Annotated in this window: 20 protein-coding genes; 5 read left to right on the top strand and 15 right to left on the bottom strand. The window is 74.3% G+C overall.

Annotated features, from left to right (window positions below; translation table 11 throughout):
* Window positions 1–62: 62 nt before the first annotated feature.
* The 5 genes from ACQPYE_RS19630 to ACQPYE_RS19610 form a co-directional block, all read right to left on the bottom strand.
* A complete protein-coding gene (locus ACQPYE_RS19630) occupies window positions 63–221 on the bottom strand; it encodes a hypothetical protein (RefSeq protein ID WP_498713154.1) in 159 nt (52 codons plus the stop codon).
* Window positions 218–1,411 carry a sugar efflux transporter gene (locus tag ACQPYE_RS19625; protein ID WP_498713152.1) on the bottom strand — a complete coding sequence of 398 codons (1,194 nt, stop codon included), beginning with the start codon at window positions 1,409–1,411 and terminating at the stop codon, window positions 218–220. Before ACQPYE_RS19625 ends, ACQPYE_RS19630 begins: the two co-directional genes overlap by 4 nt.
* A 70-nt stretch (window positions 1,412–1,481) precedes the next feature.
* Entirely contained in the window at window positions 1,482–3,062 is a 1,581-nt protein-coding gene (locus ACQPYE_RS19620; RefSeq protein ID WP_498713150.1) for a methyltransferase, read from the bottom strand.
* Between the two features lie 75 nt (window positions 3,063–3,137).
* On the bottom strand, window positions 3,138–4,514 hold the full coding sequence (locus tag ACQPYE_RS19615; protein ID WP_498713148.1) for an acyl-CoA reductase: 1,377 nt from the start codon (window positions 4,512–4,514) through the stop codon (window positions 3,138–3,140).
* Complete coding sequence (locus ACQPYE_RS19610; protein ID WP_498713146.1) at window positions 4,511–5,581, bottom strand: acyl-CoA reductase; 1,071 nt, start codon at window positions 5,579–5,581, stop codon at window positions 4,511–4,513. Before ACQPYE_RS19610 ends, ACQPYE_RS19615 begins: the two co-directional genes overlap by 4 nt.
* Before the next feature lie 370 nt (window positions 5,582–5,951).
* On the opposite strand from ACQPYE_RS19610, the gene ACQPYE_RS19605 reads away from it, so the two are divergent.
* Window positions 5,952–6,896 carry an ATP-binding cassette domain-containing protein gene (locus ACQPYE_RS19605; protein WP_498713144.1) on the top strand — a complete coding sequence of 315 codons (945 nt, stop codon included), beginning with the start codon at window positions 5,952–5,954 and terminating at the stop codon, window positions 6,894–6,896.
* Entirely contained in the window at window positions 6,893–7,705 is an 813-nt protein-coding gene (locus ACQPYE_RS19600; protein ID WP_498713142.1) for an ABC transporter permease, read from the top strand. The genes ACQPYE_RS19605 and ACQPYE_RS19600 overlap by 4 nt, the downstream gene beginning before the upstream one ends.
* Window positions 7,706–7,773: 68 nt before the next feature.
* On the opposite strand, the gene ACQPYE_RS19595 is transcribed toward ACQPYE_RS19600, so the two are convergent.
* The gene (locus ACQPYE_RS19595; RefSeq protein WP_498713140.1) at window positions 7,774–8,934 is read right to left on the bottom strand and encodes a S1 family peptidase; all 1,161 of its coding nucleotides are present in this window, start codon (window positions 8,932–8,934) and stop codon (window positions 7,774–7,776) included.
* Between the two features lie 365 nt (window positions 8,935–9,299).
* The gene (locus tag ACQPYE_RS19590; RefSeq protein ID WP_498713138.1) at window positions 9,300–12,386 is read right to left on the bottom strand and encodes an ATP-binding protein; all 3,087 of its coding nucleotides are present in this window, start codon (window positions 12,384–12,386) and stop codon (window positions 9,300–9,302) included.
* Window positions 12,387–12,774: 388 nt separating this feature from the next.
* On the opposite strand from ACQPYE_RS19590, the gene ACQPYE_RS19585 reads away from it, so the two are divergent.
* Both ACQPYE_RS19585 and ACQPYE_RS19580 read left to right on the top strand, forming a co-directional pair.
* Window positions 12,775–14,577, top strand: a complete 1,803-nt coding sequence (locus ACQPYE_RS19585) for a Crp/Fnr family transcriptional regulator (RefSeq protein ID WP_498713136.1) — start codon at window positions 12,775–12,777, stop codon at window positions 14,575–14,577.
* Window positions 14,578–14,665: 88 nt separating this feature from the next.
* Window positions 14,666–15,577, top strand: coding sequence for a hypothetical protein (locus ACQPYE_RS19580; protein ID WP_498713134.1), 912 nt, complete (start codon window positions 14,666–14,668; stop codon window positions 15,575–15,577).
* A gap of 38 nt (window positions 15,578–15,615) precedes the next feature.
* On the opposite strand, the gene ACQPYE_RS19575 is transcribed toward ACQPYE_RS19580, so the two are convergent.
* Window positions 15,616–16,839, bottom strand: coding sequence for an FAD-binding protein (locus tag ACQPYE_RS19575; RefSeq protein ID WP_498713132.1), 1,224 nt, complete (start codon window positions 16,837–16,839; stop codon window positions 15,616–15,618).
* Between the two features lie 247 nt (window positions 16,840–17,086).
* Between ACQPYE_RS19575 and ACQPYE_RS19570 the strand changes: the two genes are divergently transcribed.
* The gene (locus ACQPYE_RS19570; RefSeq protein ID WP_498713130.1) at window positions 17,087–18,673 is read left to right on the top strand and encodes an outer membrane protein assembly factor BamB family protein; all 1,587 of its coding nucleotides are present in this window, start codon (window positions 17,087–17,089) and stop codon (window positions 18,671–18,673) included.
* Between the two features lie 6 nt (window positions 18,674–18,679).
* On the opposite strand, the gene ACQPYE_RS19565 is transcribed toward ACQPYE_RS19570, so the two are convergent.
* From ACQPYE_RS19565 to ACQPYE_RS19535, 7 genes are read right to left on the bottom strand one after another with little or no spacing between them, the layout of a single operon-like run.
* Window positions 18,680–19,087: a carboxymuconolactone decarboxylase family protein gene (locus tag ACQPYE_RS19565; RefSeq protein WP_498713128.1), complete on the bottom strand. Its 408-nt coding sequence runs from the start codon at window positions 19,085–19,087 to the stop codon at window positions 18,680–18,682.
* On the bottom strand, window positions 19,084–20,598 hold the full coding sequence (locus ACQPYE_RS19560; RefSeq protein WP_498713126.1) for a class I adenylate-forming enzyme family protein: 1,515 nt from the start codon (window positions 20,596–20,598) through the stop codon (window positions 19,084–19,086). The genes ACQPYE_RS19565 and ACQPYE_RS19560 overlap by 4 nt, the downstream gene beginning before the upstream one ends.
* Complete coding sequence (locus tag ACQPYE_RS19555) at window positions 20,595–21,992, bottom strand: CoA transferase (protein WP_498713124.1); 1,398 nt, start codon at window positions 21,990–21,992, stop codon at window positions 20,595–20,597. Before ACQPYE_RS19555 ends, ACQPYE_RS19560 begins: the two co-directional genes overlap by 4 nt.
* Window positions 21,989–22,756 carry a class I SAM-dependent methyltransferase gene (locus tag ACQPYE_RS19550; RefSeq protein ID WP_498713122.1) on the bottom strand — a complete coding sequence of 256 codons (768 nt, stop codon included), beginning with the start codon at window positions 22,754–22,756 and terminating at the stop codon, window positions 21,989–21,991. The genes ACQPYE_RS19555 and ACQPYE_RS19550 overlap by 4 nt, the downstream gene beginning before the upstream one ends.
* A complete protein-coding gene (locus ACQPYE_RS19545) occupies window positions 22,753–24,306 on the bottom strand; it encodes a class I adenylate-forming enzyme family protein (RefSeq protein ID WP_498713120.1) in 1,554 nt (517 codons plus the stop codon). The genes ACQPYE_RS19550 and ACQPYE_RS19545 overlap by 4 nt, the downstream gene beginning before the upstream one ends.
* On the bottom strand, window positions 24,303–25,604 hold the full coding sequence (locus ACQPYE_RS19540; RefSeq protein ID WP_498713118.1) for an NAD(P)/FAD-dependent oxidoreductase: 1,302 nt from the start codon (window positions 25,602–25,604) through the stop codon (window positions 24,303–24,305). The genes ACQPYE_RS19545 and ACQPYE_RS19540 overlap by 4 nt, the downstream gene beginning before the upstream one ends.
* A complete protein-coding gene (locus ACQPYE_RS19535) occupies window positions 25,604–26,527 on the bottom strand; it encodes a UbiA family prenyltransferase (protein ID WP_498713116.1) in 924 nt (307 codons plus the stop codon). Before ACQPYE_RS19535 ends, ACQPYE_RS19540 begins: the two co-directional genes overlap by 1 nt.
* Window positions 26,528–26,533 lie beyond the last annotated feature (6 nt).

Raw genomic sequence — 26,533 nt, 5'->3', positions numbered from 1 at the left:
AAGGGTCCCGAGACCCGAATTTCGCGGAGAACCCCTCGAAGAGCGCAAACCAGACGGTCGGTTCACTGACCGTGCGTGACCCGCCACCGGTCGTAGTCCTCCGGCGTGCGCACCCCGTCGTCCAGCACCGACCGGTAGACGTCGTGCCGGGCGGCGACCCCCACGACGGCGTCCGCCCGCGCCTGCAACTCGCCCTGACGTCGCAGCAGCTCGTCGATCACGCCGCCGGTACCGCCGACTTGGGACGTGCGGCCAGCAGCAGCGCCAACCCCAGCACCGACATCGCCAGCCCCATGCCGTAGGCGGTGCGGTAGCCGAGGTGCTGCGCGAGGCCCAGCAACGGTCCGACGAGCATCGCGCTGGTCTTGTAGGTGTTGGTGAACAGCGTGCTGGCGTACCCGGGTCGGTCGGGCGCGAGGTCCTGGAAGTACGAGATGCCCAGGCCCATCACCGCCGAGATGACCACGGCGTGCAGCACCTGCGCCGCCATGACCTGCCAGGTCGCCTGGGTCAGGAGCATGATCGAGTAGTACGCCAGCGCGACCGCGCCGCCCGCCAGCACGAGCACCCGCAGGTTGTACCTCATCGCCAACGCGCCGAAGCCGAGCATCAGCGGGATCTCCAGAGCCGCGCACAACCCCAGCACCAGGCCCGCGTCACGCGTCGTGCCGCCCAGGCTCTCGGTCACGAACAGCGGCATCGCCGTCACGCCGAGCGAGGTCGCGCACTGGAGCAGCACGAACGCCGCCGCCGCGAGCACGACCTCCCGCCGCAGCCCCGACTGGCGCGCCACCTCGGGCGACGGCGGCGCGGACGGCCCCAGCTCGGGCAACCACACCAGGATCACGACGACCGCCAGCACGTACACCGCGGCGCTGACGGCGAACAGACCGGTGAACCCGCCGCCGGCGAGCAGCAAGGCGCCCAGCGGCGGACCGCCGACCCACGCGATCGACATCGTCGTCCGCAGGCCGCTCATCGCCAACGGCGCCTTGGCCGAGCCGCTGCGTTCGAGCAGCTGCCGCGCGTAGGCGTACATCTGCGGTATCTGCGCGGACGCCATCGCCCACACCGTCACCGCGACGACCAGCAGCAGCCAGTAGTCCCGCAGCACGGCGAACAGCACCCACGCCAGCGCGCCCGACACCCCGGCCACCACGAGCAACGTGCGACGGATCGCCCGCGAGTCGGAGAACCGACCGAGCAGCGTGCTCACCACCATCGACACCAAGGCGCTGACCAGCAGGAACGCCCCGACCGCGACCGGCCCGGCCTGGACTTCCTTGATCAGGAACAACGACAGGAACGGGCCCGCGAGCGCGTACCCGACCCCCGTCAGCAGGCTGACCGACAGCAGCGGCAGGAAGGGTCGGGACCGGGGTCGGGCGGGGGTTTCACTCAGGGCGGGCACACCGGCGATCCTCGTCGCCCGAATGGGTGACGAGGAAGCCGATTTCCAGCATCCGGACCGGTGAGAGCGCTCACACAGTGGCACGCGCGACCAGCACCGCCATGTCCAGCGGCAGCTCGCGGATGTCGTCCAGCGCGAATCCGTTGGCCGCCAGCAACCTCCGGTGCTCCTCCGTGGTCCGCTCACCGCCCTGCACCGTGTTGACCATCATGTGGACGTTGAACGCCAGCGGCAGCAGCGTGCGCGGGTCGTCCTGGATCGGGCGCTCCACCACGGCCAGCGCCGCGCCCTCCTCCATCGCCGCGCGCACGTTGCGCAGGATCACCGAGCACCGCTCGTCGTCCCAGTCGTGCAGGATCCTCGACAGCAGGTAGAGGTCGCCGCCGGACGGCACCGGGTCGTGGAAGAAGTCACCCGCGACGACCGACACCCGCGCGCTGTGACGGGCGAGCACGTCGGCCGCCGCGCCGACCACGTGCGGCCGGTCGAACAGCACCCCGCGCAGGCCGGGCGCGGCGGTCAGCACCAGGTCGAGCAGTCGGCCGTCGCCGCCCGCGACGTCGACCACCGTGCCGGTGGCGGGCAGGTCCAGCAGGCCGGGCACCAGCTCCAGGAAGCTCGTGCCCGCCGCCATCGCGCCCTCGAACAGCCGCGCGTCCGCCGGGTGGGCGGCGAAGTGCTCGAACGGCTGCGCGCCGTACACGTGGCCGAACCCGCTCTCGCCGGTGCGCACGGTGTGCTCCAGCCCGCTGAACGACCGGTAGAACAGGCCGCCGTAGATGCGCGCCAGGTCGCGTTGCGACCCGGTCACGTCACCGCGCAGCACCGCCCCGACCTCGGTCAACGACCACCGCTCCCCCTCCCAGCGGAACACGCCGAGCGCGGCCAGGAAGGCGAGCACGCGGCGGAGCTTGTCCGCGCGGCAGCCGGTGCGCCCGGCCAGTTCGGCGGTGTCGAGCGGGCCGTCGGCGAGCAGGTCGGCGATCCCGAGTTCGGCGACCACGGCCACCGCGCGGGTGCGCCACGCGCCGGTCATCAGGTCGAGCATCGAGCGGCGCGGCTGGTCGGGCCGGCCGACGTGGTGCTCCAACACCTCGGTGTGGTGGCCGCGCGCCTGCAGCGCGAGCCGGGTAGCACCGCGGAAGTAGAGGGTCGTGTCCTGCCCGTCGTAGCCGCCGCCGTCGGGTGCGTGGCCCGACTCCCGCAACGTCGCGCACACCCCGCGCAACACCACGTCGTCGTCGGCGACGCGGAACGCGACGTGCGATTCGGCCTCCCGCTCGGCTTCGGACATGTCCGCCCGCGGCACGAGCAGCCGCACCTCACGCGGCCCGACCGCGCCACGCAGGACCCGCACGTCGCGCTCCTGCCCGGCACGCCCGCGCACCACCTGGTCCGGACGCGGTTGCGGCGCGTCCACCCCCAGCCCGGCCAGCACCCCGATCAGGCCCGCCGGTCGTGCCGCCGCCACGAACACCGCCGCGTGCCCGACCTCCAGGTGGCGCACCAGGCAGGCGGGTGGCCGACCGCCCGCCACGGCGGCCAGTGCGTCGCCGGTGCTCAGGTCCCGCACGAAGGCCACGGCCGCCGCCAACCGGCGGAGGTCCTTCTCCCCCAGCGCGCCGGGCACGCCGCTCACCGTCACGGACATTGCTGATCCTCTCCAGAGGATGGTCGTGCCCCACCGCGTGGGTGGGGCACGGCGGACTCGTCACCCCGGGCGGGGCTAAGGTCTGTCGAGCTCCGGGTGGAGCTCGATGTCGCACCAGCGCACGAGGCCGGCGATGCGTGGCTGCCCGTCGTGCCGCCACACCATGGACGGTTTGGTCATCTCGCCGGGCGCGGACACCCGGCTCGCGCCGAGCACGGCCAGGTCGCGCGCGGTCCGCCGGAACTCCTCGCCGACCGCGCCGAGGCCGACGTTCTGCAGGTGCGCGGCGAACGGGCGCATCGCGTCGACCGCCGCCGCCACGTCCGGCACGGACACGATCCGCGCGACCCGGTTGCCCGAGCCGCTGAGCGGCATCAGCGCGTCGTCCAGCACGACCGTCCACTCCAGCCCGTCGGGCGACCACACCTCGCTGTCGTCCGAAGTGGCGGCCCGCCACTCGGCGACGAGGCGGCGGTGTTGCAGCACGGTGGCGTCCTGCGCGTCGATCGTCCCGGGTGGACTGTCCCGCGCCTCCCGCCGCATCGCCGCGGCCAGGTGCTCGGCGACGGCGCGGGCGTGCTCCCGCTGCACCAGGTAGACCTGCGGCGAGAGGCACGCGTGCTGGTCGAAGTCGCTGCAGTCGGCGGCGATCCGGCGTGCCACCTCGGCGGGGCCGTGCTGTGCCGCGTACTCCCCGCTGACGATGCCGAACGACAGCTTGTGGCCGTGCTCCTCGTAGAGCTGGTGCGGGCCGACCTTGGCCCGGATCGCCGCGCACGCCTGGTCGCCGCCGTAGGCGATCACCGCGTCGGCCTGGCCGAGCGCGGCCTCCAGCGAGGCCTCGTCGTCACGGTCCCAGTAGGTCGCCACGACGGCGTCGGCCAGCGCCGGCTCCACGTCGTGCAGGGTGCGCAGGAACGCGGCGGTGAAGTGCGGCTCCTTGGCCGGGATCTTGGCGATCACGGAGGCCTTCACCAGCAGCGACCGCACCAGCGACCGCGCGGGCAGGCCCGGGACGTTGCCCGAGAACACCGCCAGCACGGTGCGCGGCCCGACCGCCGTGGTGCCGCCGCGGAAGCCGTCGAGCACCTCCGGGTCGCCGAGCTCCCGCGTCAGCGCGGCCAGCAGCGACTCGGCGCGCAGGTTGCCCAGCTCGGCGTCCAGCGCGCGGTCGATCGTCTCCTCCGACATGCCGGTGACCAGCGCCGCGTCCCGCACGGTGGCGCGGCGGGCGGTGAAGTCCCGCTTGCCCCACAGGTCCACGGCCGCGTCGACGGCCTCGACGATGCGCCGCACGGGCAGTCGCCGCAGGTTCTCGTGCGCGGTCCGGAGTCCGTCGCCGACGGCGGCCCAGTCGGCGGGTCGCACGCCACGCCACTCGTGCGCGCCGGCGTTCAGGGTGAACGGCACGCCTTCGGCCGCCAGCCACCCGGGCGTCCACGACACGCTCATGCCGCGCCTCCCGTCATCTCGTCCAGGGTCAGCGAGCAACCGCGGCTGGAGCTGCCCGCGATCCGGCCCGCGATGGCCACGCCGTCCGGCCCGGCGATGCCGATGTCGCCGGTGAGCAGCACGTGCGGCCGGTCCAGCACGGACAGGTCGGTGACCTCCAGCAGGCCGCGGCCCTCCGCCAGGTACTCGCGCGTGCGGGGGTCGCGGACCTTCGGGCCGCCCGCCGGGTGGCTGCCCTTGGGACGTTCGCCGAGCGGGCCGACCGGTGTGTCGGAGGCGTCGTAGAGCATGTTGGCCAGCTCGGTCATGCCGAAGATGTTGCCGTGCCGCTCGATGCCGAAGACCCGGCGCACGGCGGCGCGCAGGTCGTCCACGCGCATGATCCGCGAGCGGCCCTTGAACCCGCCGCCGTCGTACATCCGCGAGCCGGGCGGCAGTTCCCAGCTCTTGCCCCGCTCCTCCAGGGCGTCGCAGATGTTGACGAAGGCGAAGGTGGCGCCCACGAGCACGACCGGCAGCCCTTCGGCCACGGCCGCGTCCAGGCGTCGCTCCAGCAGGTCGAAGTCCACTCCGCCGGAGCCGACGACGGCCGTGCTGAGCGCGGGGTCGCCGCACGACGCGGCGATGCGCGCCATGTCGAACGCGATCGCCATCTCCGGCGCGACCTCCTCCGAGGGCGCGAACGGGAGGACGACGGGCCGGACGCCGTCGTCCGGCCGCAGGTGCCGCCGGGCGTTGGCCTCGATGGCGAGCCCCTTCAGCTCCAGCCCGAGCTTGGAGTAGCGGACGGTGCCGCGGGTGCTCCCGGTCGTTCCGCTGGTGCGGAACACGCGGACCACCGGCGCGTCCGGGAACAGGTTCGGACCTCCGTCCTTGTAGGCCGTGTCCGGAACGCCGACGCCCACGCCGACCTGCTTCCAGTACCGGGCCACGTCCGGTGAGTTCGCCACGGCCAGCTCGACCAACTGCTCGTGGAGGTCGAGGGGATCGCCCACACCGTCGCAGACGAGCCGCGCCATGTGTTCGAAGAGCCGCGCGACGTGGGGATCGTCGTGGGCAACGGTCATCGAGAAATCCTCCTGCGGTGACGTCGGGCTCGGGACAGGTCAGCAGCGGCGGACGCGTCGGACAAGGTCCGTCCCCGGAACGGGCTCGGCTGACCGGGGGTTTTCCGAGGGGCACAGGATGACTCAGCGACGGCCGGCGCAGCACCGAACGAGCGCGTTCCGCTTCGGGAAACGGAACGTCGACCGGTCCGGTCGGTGCTCGTGGGCGGAGGCGGAACGACCCGGAACGCCTGCGAACGTCCGTGAACGCCCCGGCACGTCACCACGACGGCCTTGACACGGCCGTCGACACGGGTTCTGACACGCATCTGCACGTCCGATGACATGCCCGTCCCGGACCGTCGTCCCCGAACGACAGGGAGGAACGGACATGGAGTACGCATTCGAGGCCGAGGGCCTGGTCAAGCGGTACGGCAGGACGACCGCGCTGGCCGGTGTCGACCTCGCCGCGCGACCCGGGACCGTGCTGGGGGTGCTCGGGCCGAACGGCGCGGGCAAGACGACCGCGGTGCGGATCCTGGCCACGTTGCTGCGGCCGGACGGCGGACGCGCGGCGGTCGGCGGGCTGGACGTGGTGTCGGACGCGGCGCGGGTGCGCCGGCTGATCGGGCTGACCGGGCAGTACGCCTCGGTCGACGAAGACCTGACCGGCGTGCAGAACCTCGTGCTGATCGGGCAGCTGCTCAACCTGCGCACCTCGCAGGCCAAGGCGCGGGCCGCGGAGCTGCTGCGCGACTTCGAGCTCACCGAGGCGGGCGGGCGGCAGGTCAAGACCTACTCCGGCGGCATGCGGCGTCGGCTGGACCTGGCCGCGAGCCTGGTCGGGCGGCCCGACGTGATCTACCTGGACGAGCCGACCACCGGGCTGGACCCCGCCAAGCGGGACGACATCTGGCACGTGGTGCGCACGCTCGTGGCCGACGGCGCGACCGTGCTGCTGACCACGCAGTACCTGGAGGAGGCGGACGCGCTGGCCGACGAGATCTCGGTCATCGACCACGGACGGGTGATCGCGCACGGCACGCCCGCGTCGCTCAAGCGGATCGTCGGCGGGCAGACCGTGCTGGTGCGGCCCGCGGACCCGGCCCGGCTGGCGGACGCCGCCGCGGTGCTGGCCGAGGTGTCCGGGCACCAGCCGGAGTCGACCGCGCGGGGTGTGGTGACCGTGCCGGTGGACGGTGACGCGGCGTTCACCGAGGTGGTGCGGAGGCTGGACCAGCGGCAGATCTCGGTGACCGAGCTGTCGCTGCGGTTGCCGAGCCTGGACGAGGTGTTCTTCACGCTGACCGGCAAGCACACGGAGGTGGCGGCATGACGACGGTGACGGCTTCACCGGTGGTGGCTCGTGGTGCGGAGGCGCCGCGGCCGTTCGCCCTCGTGCGGCACAGCCTGGCGCTGGCGCGGCGCAGCCTGATCAAGACGATGCGGTCGCCGGAGCAGTTGCTGGACGTGACGTTGCAGCCGGTGATCTTCGTGGTGCTGTTCGTGTACCTGCTGGGCGGCGCGGTGGCCGGGTCGACGCACGAGTACCTGCAACTGCTGCTGCCCGCGATCATGGTGCAGACGACCATGTTCGGCGGGATGGCGACCGGGGTGAACCTGAACACCGACATCGGCAAGGGCGTGTTCGACCGGTTCCGGAGCCTGCCGATCGGCCGGTCGGCGCCGTTGGTCGGGTCCGTGCTCGGCGACCTGATCCGGTACGTGGTGGCGGTGGTGTCGCTGCTGGTGTTCGGCGCCCTGATGGGGTTCCGGGTGGAGACCGGCGTGCTGCCCGCGGTGGCGGCGTGCCTGCTGGCGATCCTGTTCGCGTTCTCGGTGAGCTGGGCGTTCGTGCTGGTGGGGATGCTGGTGCGGACCTCCGGCGCGGTGCAGGGCATCGGCTTCCTGGTGATGTTCCCGCTGACGTTCGGCACGAGCATGATCGCGCCGGCGGAGACGTTGCCGGGCTGGTTGCGGTCGTGGGTCGAGATCAACCCGGTGACGCACGTGATGAACGCGTCGCGGGGCCTGATGGTGGGCGGCCCGGTGGCCGGTCCGGTGGCGTGGACGTTGGCCTGGTCGGCGCTGTTCGTGGCCGTGTTCGCCCCGCTGGCGGTGCACGCCTACCGCCGTCGCGCCTGACGGGGCCCGGCCGGGCCGGCCGGTCTTCACGCACGATGAAGGCCGGGCGGCCCGGGTTGCCGCGGTGGTCAGCTCAGGATCAGCGAGAGGCCGTAGGCGGACAGGATCGGGTTGACTTCCTGGTAGTACGTGGTCCCGCCGCTGGAGCAGTTGCCCGAGCCGCCCGAGGTGACGCCCTGGGCCTGGTTCGAGCTGAGCCAGGAACCGCCGGAGTCACCCGGCTCGGCGCAGACGTTCGTGCGGGTCAGGTTGTAGACGACGCCCTGCGGGTAGTTCACGGTCTGGCCGCGGGCCTGGATGTAGTTGCACCACATGCCGGTGGTGGAGCCGGAACGGCACACGCCGGAGCCCACCGGGACCTGCGCGGAGCCGCGCACGTAGTACCAGTAGCCGTTGTAGCCCTCCATGTAGCCCCACAGGTTCACGCCCGCGACGGTCTGCACCCACGAGTAGTCGTAGTAGGGGAACGTGGAGCCCGCGAAGTAGCCGTAGAGCGCGCCGTACTGGTCGGTGGTCTGGGAACCGGGGGTGCCGCAGTGGCCCGCGCTCACGAACCCGCCGTGCACGGCGAAGCCGATGGAGCACCGGCCGGCGTTGTTGATCCAGTACGGCCAACCGCCGACCACGTCCGCGTAGAGCCGCGGCGAGTGGTCCTCCTGCACCACGCGCACGGCGGGGTGCCGGGAGGTGGCCTCGTCGACGAACGCGGTCACGTCGGCGTCGACCTCGTGCCGGTTGACGGTGACGACGACCGTGTTGGTCTTCACGTCGACGTACCAGCCGTTCACGCCCGCCGGCGCGGCCTTGCCCGCCTGCCGGTCGATGGCGGTCTTGGCGGCGTCGAGCTGGGCGTAGCTGTGCGCGACGGGCACGACGGTCACGTCGAGACCGGTGCTGCCGGCGGCGGCGTCACCGGCCACCGCGACGGCGAGCTTGCCGGTCGCGGGGTCGAACCAGCTGCCCGCGTAGGACGAGCCGTAGAGCTTGCGGGCCACGGTCTCGGCGCCGCGGGCCTTCTCCTCCTGGGCCAGGCGGGTGCGCACGCCTTCGGCGGAGAGGCCGAAGTCGCGCTTCATCGCCTCGGCCATGCCGAGGGAGACGCGCGCCGCGGAGTCGGGGGACGTGGTGACCGCGGTGGTGGGCGCGGCGGCCGCGGGCAGGGACGGGATGGCCAGACCGATCGAGAGGACGACCGCGCCGGCTAATCGGGCAGTGCGGGAAGAAGTCATTCGGCAGCCCTTTCACACAAAGGATGCAGGGATGTCCGCCGTCGGCGACCGGGCTGGGAACACGACGCCCGGAACCGGTCGGCACACCGTCGGAGAACCGACGGATTCGAAACGATACATTCCCGATCGAAGCTCCCATACCGCCGAGCCGGTGGCGTCGCGATAACTGTTTCCGCAGTTCACGACGGGTGGAATGACGCAGTCACACACCCGCGAACACCTCATTCTGGGATTCGCTTTCCCGTAGTGACAACCCTCGCCGGAGCACGTCACGCGATTCCGGGTCCAACCCGCCCCAAGCCGCGTTCAAGCGATATGCCCGGCCCTGGACAACTCTCCGACGTGTGGCGGGCGGATGCGGTAGGTCAGGAGGTGGGGAGGATCAGGGCGATGGCGTCGGTGCGGGAGAGGGCGAGGCCGGTGGCGTAGGCCAGGTCGTAGGCGGCGGGGCCGATGTCGGCGTGCAGGTGGGTGGCGAGGCGGGTCACCTCCGGGTTGCGGGGGTCGGCGGCGCCACGCAGATTCTCGGCCGCGCCCAGTGCCCTGGCCGCGTCGGTCGGGTTGCCGAAGTGGGTGCGCACCGCCGCCTCGGCGACGGCGACCCTGGCCAGGACCGGCATGTCCTTGGCCGACATGGCGTGGTCGTAGGCGGCGCGGACGGCTTGAGTGGCCACCGCGCGGTCACCGCGCTCCACGGCGAGGTGCGCGCGTGAGGCCTCGATCTGCGCGTGGAACTGGGGGACGACGAACGGCTCGCCCGCGAGCGAGACCCGGGCCGCCTCGTAGTGCCGTTCCGCGTCGGCCAGGTCGCCCTCGTAGCGGGCCAGGTCGCCGAGCACCAGCCAGGCGAACGCGACACCGCGCGCCGCCCACGGCTGTGACGACATCGGCTTGGTCAACGCGAGGCAGTCCGCGCGGGCCCGCGCCACGTCGCCCAGGTGGATGCGCGCGGTGGCGAGCAGGATCCGTTCGTGGGCCGCGTCGTCGTCGGGGTCCAGTTCGGCGAGCAGCCGGATCGACTCCTCCAGCGCCGCGATCGCCTCGTCCGGGTCGCCGAAGCGCAGGTGCGCCTCGGCCACGCCGGTCAACGCCTGGGCCAACGCGAACCGGTCGCCCACCTCGCGCAGCCCGGTGATCGCGGTGGTGATGTCGTCCCGCGCGCCGCGCAGGTCGCCCTCGTTCTCCCGCACCGCGCCGCGCACCATCCACAGCACGGCCCGCGCCCACGGGTCCGGCACGTCCAGCCGCCGGTCCACCGCCGCCAGCGCCCGTTCCGCGTCGTCGAGGAACAACCCCAGCATCGGCTCCAGCAGCACGAGCACCGGGTGGTCGTCGTCGGCGGACTCGGCGACCAGCTCGGCGAGCCGGGCGATGTGGTCGTCGAGGTCCCGGAAACCGCCCGTGACCGCGTTGTTGACCAGCAGGAACGCGGATACGACCCGGCGTGCCGTCGCGGGCGCCTCCCCCGGCGCGGCCAGCGCGAGGCGCAGCCAGGGCACCGACTCGGCCCGGTTGCCGCGCATGGTCCAGAACAGGCCCATCGCGGCGGCCAGCCGCACGGCCGTGTCCGCGTCGCCGTTGTCGGCGGCGAAGTGCAGCGCGGCGATCAGGTTGTCCCGCTCGGCCTCCAGCCTGGCGATCCAGGTCAGCTGCTCCTTGCCGCGCAGGTGCGGTTCGGCGGTCTCGGCGAGGTCGCGGAAGTGCTCGGCGTGCTCGGCCCGGGCCGCGGCGACCCGGCCGCCCTCGGCCAGCCGTTCCAGGCAGTACTCGCGGATCGTCTCCAGCATCCGGTAGCGGGCCCCGTCGACGACCTGCACCAGCGACTTGTCGACCAGGGCGGCGAGCAGGTCGAACGCGTCGGCGCCGGCGAGCCCTTCGGCGGCCTCCAGGTCGAGGCCCGCGGGGAACACGGCGAGCCGCTCGGCGAAGTCCCGTTCCGGCTCCGACAGCAGGTCCCAGCTCCACGCCACCACCGCGCGCAACGTCTGGTGCCGCGGCATGGCGGTGCGGCTGCCGCCGGTGAGCAGGCGGAACCGGTCGTCGAGGCGGGCGGCCAGCTGCGCCACCGACAGCGACCGCAGCCGGGCGGCGGCCAGCTCGATCGCCAGCGGGAGGCCGTCCAGCCGCCGGCACACCTCGGCGACGGCCCCGGCGTCGTCCGGTGTCACGGTGAAGCCGGGTCGCACCGCCGCCGCGCGTTCGGCGAGCAGCCGCACGGCCGCGTCGCCGTCCAGCGGGGGCACCGGGCTGACCACCTCCCCGTACACGCCGAGCGGTTCCCGGCTGGTGGCCAGCACGCGCAGCCGGGGGCAGCGGCCGAGCAGCTCGTCGGCGAACCGGGCCGCCGCGTCGACCAGGTGCTCGCAGTTGTCCAGCACGATCACGGCCTCGGTGCGCGACAGCACGTCCACCAGCCGGGTCATCGTGTCGACCAGCGCCACGGGCCGGTCGACGGTGCGCTGGTCGCGCAGGCCGAGCGCGCCGAGCACGGCGGGGGCGACGTCGTCCGGGTCGGTCACCGACGCCAGCTCGACCAGCCACGCGCCGCCGGGCAGCCGGGCCGCGACCGTGGTGGCCAGGCGGGTCTTGCCCGCGCCGCCCGGTCCGACGAGGGTGACCAGCCGGTGGCCCGCGAGCTGCCCGGTGACCCGTTCGACGTCGGCGGACCGGCCGACCAGGCTGGTCAACGGCATCCGCAGGTTCCCGGCGCGCGGCTGGTCGGCGGGTGCGGCGCGGAGGATCTCCCGGTGCGTCTCGCGCAGGTCGGGGCCGGGGTCGGCGCCCAGTTCGTCGGCGATGCGGCGGCGGACCCCCTCGTAGGCGACCAGGGCCTCCGCCGGGCGACCGGTCGCGACGAGGGCGCGCAGCAGCAGGGCTTGCAGCCGTTCCCGCAGCGGGTGCCGGGCGGCGAGGTCGGTGAGCTCGGCGACCAGGTGCCCGGCCCGGCCGCACGCCAGGTCGGCCGCCGCGCCGTCCTCCACGACGGCCAGCCGCGTCTCGTCCAGCCCGGCGACGTAGCCGACCGCGAACGGCGCGCCCGCCGCGTCGGCCAACGCCGGTCCGCGCCACAACGCCGCCGCTTCCGCCGCCAGCCGCCTCGCGGCGCCGGGGTCGCCCGCGGTCAGCGCGGCCCTGGTCTCGCGGGCGAGCCGGTCGAACCGGAGCGCGTCGACCGCGTCGGCGGGCAGGTCGAGCCGGTAGCCGCCGTGCGCGGACCGCAGCACGTCGGCGGGCAGGGCGCGGCGCAGCCGGGACACCAGCGACCGGACCGCGGCGGGCTCGTCCGCCGGCCGGTCGTCGGGCCACAGCGCGTCGGCCAGCTCCTCGGTGGTGACGACCCGGCCGGCGGCCACCGCCAACCGGACCAGCAGCGCGCGCACCCTGGCGCCGCCGACCTCGACCACCGTGCCGTCCGCCGTGACCTCCAGCGGCCCCAACACCCCCACCCGCATGCGGTCACTGTGCCACGGCGACCGCGCCGGCCGGGTCGTCACCCCACCGGCCGTTCCCCCGGCGCCGGCCGCGCGTCCGCACGGGCGAGAATCCGAGGGTTCCTCCCGTGCGGCGGGTCGATCTCGCCAAGAACCGGTCACAAGGGGTTCACTACGACAAAGAACTTGCACGGTTTTCCGCAATAGTGCGGATAACGTTCGGACATCCGACCATTCATAACGTAACAATGTCAGGCATGAGCTAACGAATGCCCGGAGCAACCGATATCGCCGCTATGGACGAGGATTCCACTCCGGCGGCACGAGTCCCCGCGCCCGAACGCCGGAACACGGCGTCCGAACGCCGGAACCGCGCCGTCGCGGACCGAGCAACCACCTGGGGTGCCGGATGAACAGCCGAATGGTCGAACTCGAAGCAGTACTGGCCCGGTCCGCGCCGGACCGGCAGGCGGCCCGCCGCCTCGCCGTGGACCTGGCGCGGTCGCTGGACGCGCTCAGCGCGCGCCGCGACGTGGACCGACTGCTGCGCTGCGCCGCCGCGCTGACCCGGATCGGCTCCGCCGACGCCGCGGACGCGCTGCTCATCGCCATGCTGGCGCTGGTGGACCCGACCGGTCCGGAGGCGTCACGGGTGCGTGACCTGCAGGCGTTGGCGTCGGTGGCGCGCGGTCGGCGCGAACCGGGGATGACCGCGCCGCGCCAGGTGCGGCGCAGGCCGCCGACCGCGGCGTTCGGTCGAGGCGCGCCGCTGCGCCAAGTGGTCGGCGACTTCCTCGACCCGCTGCCGGTGGCCGACCCGGTCGCGGTCGGGTCGGTGGCGGTGGCCGTGGAGTTGGCGAAACCGAGCGAGACGGGCGCGCTGGAGCTGGCGTTACAGCGCAACGCGGCGGTGCTCGGGTCGAACCACCCGCAGACGTGCGTGCTGCGGCTGAACCTGATGTGCGCGCGGTTCCGGATCGCCCGCGACCACGGTGACGCCGAGGAGGTCGCGGAGTCGTTGACGGACCTGCGCGACGCGACCGACCGGGCGTTGAACGCGCTGGGCGCGCACCACCCCCGGGCTCTGGTGGCGCAGGCGAACCTGGCGTCCGCGGAGTTCGAGCTGGCCAGGGTGCGCCGGTCCGCCGAACGGGCCCGGCTCGCCCTGCCCAGCCTGCGCTCCGCCGCGGACCGCACCGCCACCCGGCTCGGCGCGGACCACCCGCACTCGGTGATCGCGACGGCGAACCTGGCGTCGGCCGAGTTGGAGCTCGCCCACCTCGACGGCACCCGCGGCCAGTCGCAACGGCTGCTGGACGTGGTGCGCGACGCGTCGATGCGGGCGGTGTCGGCGCTGGGCGCGGACCACCCCGCCGTGCGGGCGCTGGACGAGCAGCGGCGGGCGTGCGAGGCGTTGCTGTCCGGGGTGGGGCCCGACCCGTCGTTCGAGCGGGGTTTCGCGTCGTTCGCCGACGCGGGCCGGTCGCTGGCCACGACGAAGCCGAGCACGCCCACGGCGCGGCAGCACGTGACGATGCCGGAGTGGCCGCCGGGCACGCTGCTGGCACGGTTGCGGGAGAGCAGCCGGCAGGAGCTGATGTCGCTCGGCACCGCGGTCCGCTACGCCGCCGACCGGGAGCTCATCGTCCAGGACGCCACCGACACGCACGTGTTCCTGCTGCTCGAGGGCGTGGTGAAGGTGCTGGTCAACGACGCGAGCGGGGACACCGCGGTGCTCACCGTGCGGGTCGCGGGCGACCTGGTGGGCGAGCTGGCCGCGCTGGACCACAAGCCGCGCTCGGCGACCGTCGTGACCTGTGGTGACGTGTCGGCGAAGTTGATCACGAGCGCCGAGCTGCACGGGTTCCTGCACCGCCGCAACGACGGGTTCGTCGAGCTGATCGGCGTCATCGACGACCAGCTGCGGTGGGCCAACCGGCGGCGGCGCGACTTCCTGTCCCACACCGCCGCCGAGCGGGTGGCACGCGTGCTGGCCGAGCTGGTCGGCGCGCACGGCCGCCAGGAGGTCGGCGGGTGGGTGCTGGGCATCCCCTTGACCAAGGTGGAGCTGGCCTCGATCGCCGGGATGAAGCCGCGCACGGCCGAGAAGGCGTTCGCCGACCTGCGCAAGGCCGGTGTGGTGGTCAGCCACCTGCGGCGGGACGTGGTCGTGCCCGACCTGGAGGGGTTGCGGCGATTCGCGCGGTTGTGAGCACGGTGGTGCCGGTGTCCGTGCCAGGACGCGTGTCGGGGTGCGTGTCGGGGTGCGCCGCCGCGGAACACGCGGTGCGATGACCCGGATGAGAGGGGGCCGGTTGCGGAAGCACTGGTCGTGGCCCGCGGTCACCGCCGTGGTCGGACTCGGCGCGTTCACCGGTCTGACCTTCCTCGTGCAGGCACTCGTGGTCCCCCGCGGCGCGGGCACCTTCGAGTTCGGCGTGTGGTCGGCCTTGGTCGCGGCCTCCGCGGTGGTCTTCGCGTTGCTGTTCTTCCACGCCCTCCCGCTGGCGAGGGGATGGCGTGGAGCCGGGGCGAACGGCCGCGGGCCGCTGCTGTGCTACGTCGCGTTCGCCGCGGCGATCCTGGCCTTCCTGTGGGCGGGCGGCGGGCCGATCGCACAACTGCCGCCGGCCGCGGTGCTGCCGGTGTCCCGCGGGCTGGTCCTGCTCGCGCTGACCGCCGCCGCGCCGACGGTGCTCGGGCTGTGGCTGGTCGCCACCCGGCTGCGCCTGATCTCGGCGGCGCTGTCGGCGCCGACCACCCCGCCGACACGTGCGGACGCGGTGCTCGCGGACCTGATCGACTGCCGTCGCGCCATCGGCGTCTGCCTGACCGTGCTGGCGACGATCATCACCATCGCGGTGGTCGACTCGGGTGCCCAGCGCAAGGCGTTCCTCGCCACCGGCGTCCCGCCGGAGAAGTTCCCGCCCGAGTGGGTGCTGCTCTACGGCGCGCTGTTCACCGCGATCTCCTTGCTGCTCTACGTGCCCACGTTCGTCGCCTGGCGCACCCGCTGCCTGCTGTTCGTGGACCAGTGCTACCCACTGCCCGCCGACGCCCAACCCACCGCGGCGTGGGTCGAGGGGCGGACGCGGCTCATCGGCGTCCTCGGCGCGGACCTGACCGTCGGCAAGAGCCTCACCGCCGCCTTCGGCCTCCTCGCGCCGCTCGCGGTCAGCGTGCTCAGCGTCGTCGTCCCCGGTCTGAAGTAGGTCCCCTCACGCCGCCGGTGCCGGCGGCCGGGGTGCGCTCATCCGGTGAACCAGCCGTCGATCAAGGGGTTGCGGAAGGTGCGGGCGGGGTCGAGCCGGTCGCGCAACTCGGCGAATCGCGCCCAGTCCGGGTAGCGCTCGCCGGGGTCGGCCAGCTCGAACAACTTGCCCCAGTGCGCACGCGGGCGCCACGGGCTCAGCGCCGCCTCGATCTTGCGGAGCACGGCGCGCACGGCCGCGTCGTCCGGGCGCCAGGTGAAGTGGAACGCCACGCTCGGCCGGTCGTGCACCGGGCTGAGCCACTGCGCGTCGGCGGCGATCGTGCGCACCTCGGAGGTCAGCAGCACGGGCGTGACCTCGGCGGACAGGTCGTCGAGCGCCCGCAGCGCGTCGGCCGCGTGCTCGCGGGCCACGAAGTACTCGGACTGGAGCTCACGGCCGACGCTCGGGGTGAAGTCGGCGCGGAAGTGCGGCAGCCGTTCGTGCCACGGGCCGGGCACGCCGAGCTGGGTCGTGCAGTGCCGGGCGGGCTGGCCGGGCACCGGGTGCACCGGTCCGGTGGCGGGCGTCGCGCCCGTCCAGGTCAGGTCGTGCCTGGTGTCGGTCGTGCGGTGCTTGGCGAACACGTGGGCCACGCCCTGCCACGTGGTGAAGGCGCTGACGCTGTAGGCGCTGGAGAACACCGCGTCCACGTTCTCGACCAGGGCGTCGAACGGCATGTCCTGGTAGACCCGCTGCTCCACGTCGAAGGTCGGCACGACGTCCAGCTCGACGGCCACCACCACACCGAGCGAGCCGAACGCCACCACGGCACCGTCGAAACCGGCGTCTCCCCTGGTCAGGGTGCGGATGGAGCCGTCGGCCGCGACCAGGTCGAGCGAGCGGACCAGGCTCGCCAGCGACGGGATGTCGTTGCCCGAGCCGTGGGTGGCGGTGGCGCACGCGCCGATGATCGTGATGTGTGGCAACGACGGCATGGCGGGCAGCGCGAGGCCGGCGGCGTGCAGCCGCTCCGCGAGCGTGGCCAACCGGGTCCCGGCGCCCACCCGCACCGACCCGTCCCGGACCTCGAACACCTCGGGCATCCGGTCGAGGCTGATCAGCGTGCCGTCGGTGTCGGCGATCGTGCTGAACGAGTGCCCCGCGCCGACCACCCGCGCCGACTCGGCCGTCCTGACCGCGTCCTGGAGTTCCTCGACGGACGTCGGGTGCGCGGTGCGCGCGGCGGAGAAGGTGAAGTTGCCTGCCCAGTTGGTGCTCACCCGGCCGATTCTGCCCCATCGCCGGCAGCGGGCGACCGGACCGGCGACCACCGTCCGGTTCTCCTCGCGGACCACCCGGTCCGGCTCTCGGCGGGCGATCCCCTCCCGCGCCGCGGGGTCGTCGGCGAGCAGATCGTGGAGGTCCGGCTGTTCCGGCGGCCGGCCCCACGTCGAGGGGACGCCGGTCTGCGGTGATGTGGTGGAACGGATTCCCGGTGCTCGCCGTCCCACGCGGGGAGGTGCGGAGATGCTGCGCTACATGACCGTGGTGGGTGCGTTGTGCGCCGCGTGGGCGCCGTTCCGGTCGGGTGGCGTGCCCCGGCCGGAGGCGGATGTCACGGTGATCGGATTGGCGGTGAGCGTGGTGCTCGCGGCCGTGCTGGCGGTCGGTGGCGGACGCGCGGTCCGGGTGTTCGCGGCGGTGGCGGGGGTCGGGCTGGCGGTCGCGGTGGGGTGGCTCCTGGTGTCGGACCTGCTGATCGGTCTGACCGGTGACGACCTGCCGGTGTTGGCGGTGGGTTCGGTGGCGGTGGCGGTCGGCGCGATGGGTTCGGCCAGGTCGGGGGTCGACGAGGCGGGGCGCCGGTCGGGTGGCCGGCGGGTGCGTCCCGTCGGCGTCCTCGCGGTGGTCCTGGTCGTGGTGGCGGCGTTCCTGGCGCCGGTCGCCGCGCGGGCGGTGATCGTCCGGTCCGAGACCCGGGACGCCCGGGACTTCCCGCCCGAGCCCGTGGTGGAGCGGCCCGGAACGCGGCAGTGGGCGTGGCAGCCGCCCGCGGACGTGGTGGACGTCGTGCCGGTCCTGCACGGGGTCGCGGTGGCCACCCGGGACGGGGCCGTGGTGGCGTTGCACGGCGTCGACGGGCGGGTGGAGTGGCGGTACGCGCGGCCGGGCGCGCCGATCGGCTCGCTGGTGGCGTCGGCGGACCGGCGCAGCGTCGTGGTCTCCTTCCGGTCCGCGCACGACACGAGGGCTCAGTCGGTGGTGGTGCTGGACGCGGACACCGGCGCGCCCCGGTTCGAGGTGGTCGTCCGGTCCGCGCTGGTGGAGACCGACGAGCTGAGGCCCGGCGCGGGCGTGCTGACGATGCGCGACCAGGAGGTCGTCACCGGTTACGACCTCGACGGCGGCGGGTCGCGGTGGCACTGGTCGCCGCCCGCCGGCTGCACGTCGTGGTTCGGGCAGGTGGCCTGGGGCCGCACGACCGTCCTGGTGCCCGTGGAGTGCGCGGACACCTTGGGCGTCACCGCGTTGGACGAGGTGACCGGTCAGGAGCGGTGGCGGCACGAGGTCCGGCGCGGTGACGCGAACGGCGAGCGGCAGGACGTCCGGCTCGACGCCACGTCGGACGGGACCGCGGTCCTCTTCCGGACGTTCGGTGCGCGGACCGCTCCGGACGCGGTGCCGGACGGACTGCTGGACGCCGAGACCGGGCGGGTGCTGACCAGGCCGGAACGGCCGTGGACCGTGCGCGCCGACGCCGGTGTCACGCCGTTGGTGGAGGAAGCGGACGGGGGTCGGGTCACCGGCCTCCTCGCGCTCGACCCGACCACCGGCGCGACCACGCGGCTGTCGGTCGAGGCCTGCCCCCGGCGCACGGCGGACTTTACGACGCGCACCACCTACGTGCGCGCGTGCGAGGACAACGGCCGTGAGCTGACCGTGGTGACGCAGCCGTTGGACGGCTCGTCGCCCACGTCCACCCCGGTCCGCCTGGACGGCTCGGGCTCGCGCGGACGCTCGGACGTCCGCCTCGTCGCCGCGTCCGGCGCGATCGTGGTCACCCGCACGACGTTCGGCGGCACGCCCGCGCCGGTGGTCGGCCTCACGGGCTGACCACCGTCAGGTGAGCCGCGCGCCGATCGCCAGCCGGTTGTAGGCGTTGACCACGGTCGCCAGCCACACGACCTGCTGCGTCAGCGCCTCGCCCACCGCGTGGACCGCCGCGTCGAGGACGGTGTCCGGCACGTGCCCGTCGTGCACCAGGGTCACCGCCTCGGCCAACGCCAGCACCGCCCGTTCCGGCTCCGTGAACGCGGAGTCGGTCCGCCAGGAGGCGACGTCGCGCGTCTCCCCCGCCGCCACGGCCGCGTCGCCGTGCAGCCGGACGCAGTAGGAGCACCCGTTGATCTGCGAGCACCGCAACCGCAGCAGCTCGACGAACCCGACCGGCAGGTCCACGTCGTCCACGGCCTCGGCCAACGCGCCCAGCGCCGCGAACCCCGGCCCGGCGAACGGATCGAGCCTCACCACCCACCACCTCCCGCGCGATCCCGACTCCCGCCCGCGTGCCGGTCGACCGCCAGTCGGGTGACCGTGGGCAGGCAGACCTTCCCGGTCCGGCCCAGCGGCAGTTCCGGCACCACCACCAGGTGCTCGGGCAGCTTGCGGCGGCTGAGGCCGCGGTCGCGCAGGAACGCGGTCAGCTGCGCGAGCGTCGGCGCCGGCCGGCCGGGTCGCACGGCCACGCACGCGCACAGCCGCTCGCCCAGGTCGGGATCCGGCACGGGCACGCACGCCACCTCGGCCACCTCGGGGTGCCCGTCCAGCGCCCGTTCCACCTCGGCCGGGCTGATGGTGTAGCCGCCGCGGATCACCACCCGCTTGAGCCGGCGCACCACGTGCAGGGTGCCGTCGGCGTCGAAGGAGCCCTCGTCGCCGGTCCGCACCCAGCCGCCGGGCAGGCGGTGCCGCCGGTCAAGCTCGGGCGCGTCGACGTAGCACAGCGGCGTCATCGGCCCCAGCGCGCAGATCTCGCCGTCCACCACGCGGATGTCGGTGACGGCCGGGTCCGGCCGGCCCACCCCGTGCTCCGGCGTCGACGTGTGGCAGTTCACGCCGTCCGACGACCCGTAGACGTTGATCACCGGGCGGTCGAACGCCGAGCGCAGCACGGCCAGGGTCCCCGGTGTCAGCACGTCGCCACTCGACACCAGGGCACGCACCGACGAGGTGTCCGCGGTGGACGCCAGGGCCGCCATTCGCCGCAGCATCGTGGGCACGCCGAACACGTGCGTGGGCCGGTGCTCCGCCACCACGCGCAGCGCCGCCGCCGCGTCGAACCGCCGCATCAGCAGCACCGTGCCGCCCCACCGGCACAGCGTGATCGCCGCCCCGAACGACCCGAACGCCGACGCCAGCGGCGCCAGCACCAGGTCGCGCGGCACCGCCGTGGCGCCGTGCACGGCCCGCACGTAGTTCGCCCGGCCGCCAGCGAACGCGTTGTGCGAGTAGGCGACCAGCTTCGGCGCGGCCTCCGACCCCGACGACACCAGTATCCGCGCCGGAGCCTCCGGGTCGACCGCCACCGGCGACCACGGCGGCGCCTGCCGGGTCGGGTGGGAGGCCGCGGCCAGGGCCTCCGACACGTCCGTGATCACGGTGCTCACCACCGGCGATCCCGTGCCCGTCACCGGCGGACCGCCGTCGGGCAGGTGCACCGCCACGCCGCCGACCGCCGCCACCGCCAGTTCCGCCACCACCCCTTCCCGCCCGTTCGGCGCCTGGATGCCGATGATGTCGGAGGGGCCGCGGCCGCGGAGCAGGCTCGCCTGCCACCTGACCGCCCGGTCCAACCACGCGTAGTCCACCGACCCGGCGGAGTCGATCACCGCCGCCCGTGCGGGGTGCGCGGCCACCCGTTGCCGGAACAGCGAGTACAGGTCCCGGTCCGGGCAGTGGCCGGCCGCCACCCAGGACCGGCGCAGCGCGGCGGGCACCAGGTCCCGCACCACCACCCCGGTCGACGACGTCCACGTCATCCGAACCCCCAAACCGGTCCCGGCACCACGCACCCGTCCGACACCAGGGCCCGCGAGAACCGCCGGTCCCGCGCCAACTCCGCCAGGTCCGTGCACACCGGCACGCTCAACGGCGCCGTGCACCGCCGCGTCGCCCGCGCGTTCAGCCGCGACGCCGCCGACAGCAACGACGACGACACCGACTGCCCCGTCCCCGAACGGATCCGCTCCCCGATGGCGTCCACGACACCGCGAGCGCACACCACGCCGCCGAACACGTCCACGGTCGTCATCAACGACGGCGGCACCCCGGCGTGCGCCTGCACCACGAAGTCGGTGCCCAGCGGTGGTCGCGGGCCCAGGGCGTCGCCCCACCCGGACGCGTGCGCGTACACGATCCCGGGCCGCACCCGCGCGACGTCCCGGGCCCGCAACGACCACGCGGCGGCCTTGCCCGGCGCCCAGTTGTGCAGGAACACGTCCGCGCCCGAGGCCAGTTCCAGCAGCTCACGCCGCCCGGCCACGGTCCCGAGGTCCACGGTCGCCACCTGCTTGCCCCGGTTCACCGCGTGGAACCGGGCGGACACGTCACCGGCCATCGGCGGCACGCCGCGCAGCGGGTCGCCCCCGGGCGGTTCGACCCGCACCACGGTCGCCCCCAACTGCCGCAGCAGGTGCCCGGCCACCGGCCCCTGCACCCGGCGGCACGACTCCAGTACCATCAGCCCGGACAACGGCAGCGCCCGGAGGTCCGGCGCGCCTGCCCCGACCGGTCCCGCGCCCGCGCCCAACGGCCGCACGACGTAGGTCGGCACGTCGTCGACCGCCCGGTGCGCCACCCGCACCAACGTCATCCCGGTCGACTCGGCGACCCGTTCCAGCCGCACGACGGGCAGCCGCGCGGTCAGGCCGGTCAGCTCGGGCGGCAGCGGGCACGTCGCCGTGGCGAACCGGTGCTGGAACGGCCGCCACGCCGACGCCACCGCACCCGGATCGGCGTCCAGCGCCGCCCAGAACCGCCGCCACACCTCGGCGTCCAGCGCCTCGACCTCGAACGCCACCCCGTCGGCGGACAGGAACGGCGGCCCGCCGACCCCCGTCGGCACCGGGTCCGGCTCGTCGGCGGTGGCCGCCGCCAGGTACTGCGACACCGCCAGCAGCGCCGCCTGCGCGACCGACGTGGTCACCGCCGTCAACGGGACGCCGCGCAACCGCGCCACCTCCAGCGCCGACGCGCCGATCGCGTCGAGTTCGGCGGCCACGATCGAGGCGTAGTCCAGGCCGAGCGCCGTGGGCCGCCCGAACCGCCGGCCGTGCACGTGCATGAGGCCGCACGCCGCCTGCACGTCCAGCTCGCCGCCCAGCGGCAGGTCCACCGGCCCCGACCACCGCGCGGCCGGCAACGTCGTGGTCATGCGCGCCGCCGCCCGTGCACGGAGTAGACGACCGGCGACGTGGCCAGGAACCGCTCGTCGGCCAGCAACTCGCGCACCGCGGCCAGGTGCGCGTCGCTCAGGCCCGCTTCCAGCAGCCGGTCGCGCAACATGTGGGTGGTGTGCGAGAGCAGCCGCACGCCCGGCGACCCGGCCCGCCACGGGTGCACGACGATCCTCGGGTCCACGTCGACGAGCCCGGCCTCGGCCATCGCGCTGGCCGCCTTGCGCCCCCACGCGCCGTCCACGCCGTAGGCGTCGAACACGCTCTCCTTGACCGCCAGGAACGTCTCGTACAGCTCGGCCGCCTCCCGGTCGGGCGCGAGCAGCACCGGGCCGTAGGAGTTGTCGAACTCGTCCACCTGGAGCCACCCGCCGGGTTTCAGCGCGGCGACGAGCTTGCGCAGCACGGCGTCGCGCTCGGGCAGGTGCCGCAGCACGAGCCGCACGTGGACCAGGTCGAACGAGGCGTCGGGCAGCGGGTCGCACACCACGTCGTGCCGCAGCACGGTGAGCCGGGGCGCGGGCGGCACGTGGTCCGGCTGCACGTCGGTCGCCAGCACGGTCGCGCCGCGCCCGGCCAGCCAGTGCGCCACGGTGCCGCCGCCCGCGCCGACGTCCAGGCACCGCCAGCCGGCCCGCACCCCGGTCTGCGCGAGCCGGGCGAAGGTCACCGGGTCGTAGGCGGCGGCCAGGCACCGGTGCTGTTCGGCGACGTGCGCGCGGTCGAACACGTAGGTGGTCACGTCCACCTCCCGCTGCCGTGGGTCTCGGCGGTGCCCGTCAGCCGGGTGAGCAGGTCGAGCCGGCGCACCTTGCCGGTGGCGGTGCGCGGCACGTCGTCCCAGGCCAGCAGGTGCGGGTCGGCCATCGGCGGCAGGTCGGCCACCGCCTGCCGCCACGCTGCCGGGTCCAGCCGCCCGGATGTCACCAGCACCGGGATCGGCGGCCGGCCCGGCGTGCCGAGCACCACGCACTCGACCACCTCCGGCAGCCGGTCCTCGACCACGTCCTCCACCCACAGGCAGCTCAGGCCCGGCACGGCGTCGACCTCGCGGTCCAGCAGCCGCACCGCGCCACCGCGGGTCAGCACGCCGAGGTCGCCGGTGTTCCACCACGGCCCGGCGGTCTTGGCGTGCCACCGGTCCTGCTCGCCGACGTACCCGGCGCACCGGGCCGCCGTGCGCGCGAGCACCAGACCGCTGTGGCCGCGCGGCACGGGCGTGAGCGTCACCGGGTCCACCACGCGCAGCCTGGTCCGGCCCGGCACCGGACGTCCCAGGTCACGGGCGTCGGTCGACCGGTCGACCGAGCGGCGGGTGAGGAAGCGGAACGTCAGCGGGCCCGTCTCGGTCTGGCCCCAGCCCTGCATCCACAGCGGGCGCCTGCGGCGGGACGCGTGCAGCATCGCCCGGATCGTGGGCGGGTGCACCGCGTCGAAGGTGCTGACGAACAGCCGCACCTCGCGGAACGGGTTGTCCGGTCGCGCCGCCAGCGGTCGCCACCGCACGTAGGCCGACGGCAGCGCCTCCAGCACCGTCGGCCGGTGCACGGCGAGCACCGGCGCGGCCGAGGCGGGGTCGGCGAGCAGCACGACCTTGCGCGGCGCGAGGCAGAACACGCTGGCCGTCCAGCAGAACGCGCGGCCGTGCGCGTAAGAGCCGGTGTTGGCGACCACGTCGTCGCGGCGCACCCCGACCACCGGCCAGCGCACCGCCTCGAACCGGGCCAGCCGGTGCACGATCGTGCGGGTCGTGTGCACCACGAGCTTGGGCACACCGGTCGTGCCCGAGGTGTGGTTGACGACCAGCGGCTCGTCGTCGTGCCTGCGCCGCGGCGCGGGCACCCGTGCGCCGCGCACGTCGTCCAGCGTCAACGCGCCGGCCACGGGCGGGCCCAGCGACAGCACCCGCCGGGCCAGGCCCGCGGGTGGCACGCGGTCGGTGACCAGCACCGCCGGGTCGAGCCGTTTGAGCAGGATCTCCAGCACGTCGTCGGGCAGGTGGTCGGACAGCAGCGCGGGCACCGCGCCGATCCGCACCGCCGCGCACGCGAGCAGGTCGTAGTCGTAGTGGTTGCGCTTCACCACCGCCACCCGGTCGCCGCGCCGGGCGCCCGCCTCGTACAGCCAGCCGGCGGCCTCGCGGACCAGCCCGGCCAGCTGCGGCACGGTGTAGTCGACGCCCGGCCCGTACCCGGCCGGGAGGATGTCGAACGGCCGGTCCAGGTGCACGGTGGTGTGCGTGCCGCGCGCCGCGACCTCGTCGAACAGCGTGCCCATGTCGTGCGGCCTCATGCGTGTTGCCTCCTCGGCACCTCGCGGACCCGTGCGGCGGCACGGCGGCCGGATCGCACCGCCGCCTCGCTGTACGGGGTCAGGGACACCCAGTCGCCCGCGTAGTCCACGACCCCGCCGAGGCGGGACGCGAACTCGCCGCGCAGCGCCAGGGCGTGCGGTGTGGCTTCGGGCAGGCCGTGGCGGAACCGGTGGACCAGCGACCCCGTCACGGCGGCGCGCAGGCCGGGCACGAAGCGCTCGGCCTCGGCGGCGAGCGTGGACACCACCTCGTCGTCGGTCGCGTCCAGCAGCGCCGGCGCGACCGCCGGGCTCGCGACCACGGTGACCAGGCCGCGGCCCTCGGGCGCGCGGTCGGGGTGCTTGAGGTGGTCGAACAGCACCACCGACACCGACGGGCTCTCCGAGCGCGGCACGGCCAGCAGGTACACGTCCGGCTCGGGGCGGTGGTCCAGCATCAGGTGGACCTTCACCATCGGGGTGAACGTGCACGCGTCCAGGAACGGCCGCTCGTGCTCCGGCGGGTTCACGTAGACCTGCCGCGCGACGGGCGCGGGCACCGCCAGCACCACCGATCGGGCCCGCAGCTCCGCGCCACCGCCGGTGATCCGGGCGTAGCCCGGGCCGGCCAGGACCTCCCGCACCGGGAACGACGTGGCGACGTCGAGCCGCGCGGCCAGCGCGCGGGCCATTACGTCCATGCCCCGGTCGTAGGCGCGCCACGCCGTGGAGGGGCCGATCGCGCCGAGCAGCGCCAGGAAGGGCGCGGCGGCCGAGCGTTCCGGCTGCCACCCGAAGAACCCCGACACCACCGGCTGGCACAGGTACTCCAGCACGTCGCGGTGGTAGGGGGCGCAGAACTCGGCGACGGTGGCCCGGCCCGCCCGGGACGCCTCGGGCCGTTCGGTGTCGACGCCGCCCCTGGCCGGGCCGCGGGTCGCGCGCACGAAGTCCAGCCGTGCCCGCACGCCCAGCCCGGCCCCGGTGAGCAGGCCCGACGGGTGCGCCAGCCCGGGCCGCGCCCGGCCGCCCCGCCACACGCCGAGCCGCCGGCCGATCCCGGGCACGTCGTCGAGTCCCAGCCGCCGCAGCAGCTCCCAGGTGTGCGGGTAGCCGCGGGTGGAGATCTGCTCGGCGCCGGTGTCGACCACGAACCCGGACACGTGGCGCGTGGCCATCCGGCCGCCGACGTGGTCGGCCGCCTCGAACACCCGCACCTCCCGTCCCGCCAGCGCCAGCTCGTGCGCCGCGGCCAGGCCGGCGACGCCCGCCCCGATCACCGCCACGTCGAGGTCCATCACCGCACCACCAGGTTCACCACGACGAGCGCCACCACGGTGACCCGGTGCGCGTGGATGCCGATCCGCCGGGCGCGCAGCACGTCGCCCGCCCCGAACCCGACGCGCAACTGCCTGGCCCGCAGCAGGATCGTGGGCAGCAGCGCGAGCGGGAACCACCACGGACCGCCGACCAGCGGCAGTGCCAGGATCAGCAGGAGCTCGCACGCCGAGACGGCGCGGACGAAGCGCCGGTTGCCGCTCGGCGAGGTCAGCGCCGCCACCGTCGGCCGGCCGACCCGCCGGTCGCCCTCGACGTCGTTGGTGTTGGAGTAGACGCCGAACAGCAGCGGCCCGAGGCCGAAGATCAGCGCCTGCACGACGACCACGCCGTCGAGCCGACCGGTCGCCAGGCCGTACGGCGCGAGGACCAGCGCCCAGCCCAGCGCGGCCAGGAAGAACTCCTGGAAGCCGCGGTAGCTCAACCGCACGCCCCACGAGTACTGCAGGGCGAAGGAGTAGGTGACCGCCACCAGCGCGATCGTCCACACGGGACGGTGCGGCGCGACGGCCAGCGCGCCGAGCCACGCCGCCGCGCCCGCCACCGCGGTGATCAGCGCGAACCGCAGCACCTGCGGTTCGGTGAGCGTGCCCGCGACCAGCGGTTTGCGGTCGAGCTTGCGGGCAGGCGCGTCCGGGGCGTAGTTGGCGGTGTCGCTGCCGTCGCGGTAGCCGGTGAGGTCGTCCAGCGCGACCATGGCGACGATCACGAAGACCTCGCCGACCAGGAACACGCCCGTGGTGGTCAGCACGCCGACGTCCAGCCGCAGCGCGGGCGCGAGCAGCGCCCACACCACCAGGACGCCGAGGTAGTAGTCGACGATGTCGAGCTTGGCCAGCTTCACGTACGCGCCCGTGGACCCGGGCGCGATGACGGTGGTCATCGGACT

The organism is Actinosynnema sp. CA-299493, from assembly GCF_050946825.1.
GTDB lineage: Bacteria > Actinomycetota > Actinomycetes > Mycobacteriales > Pseudonocardiaceae > Actinosynnema.
This window is presented reverse-complemented; position numbering and strand designations above follow the sequence as displayed.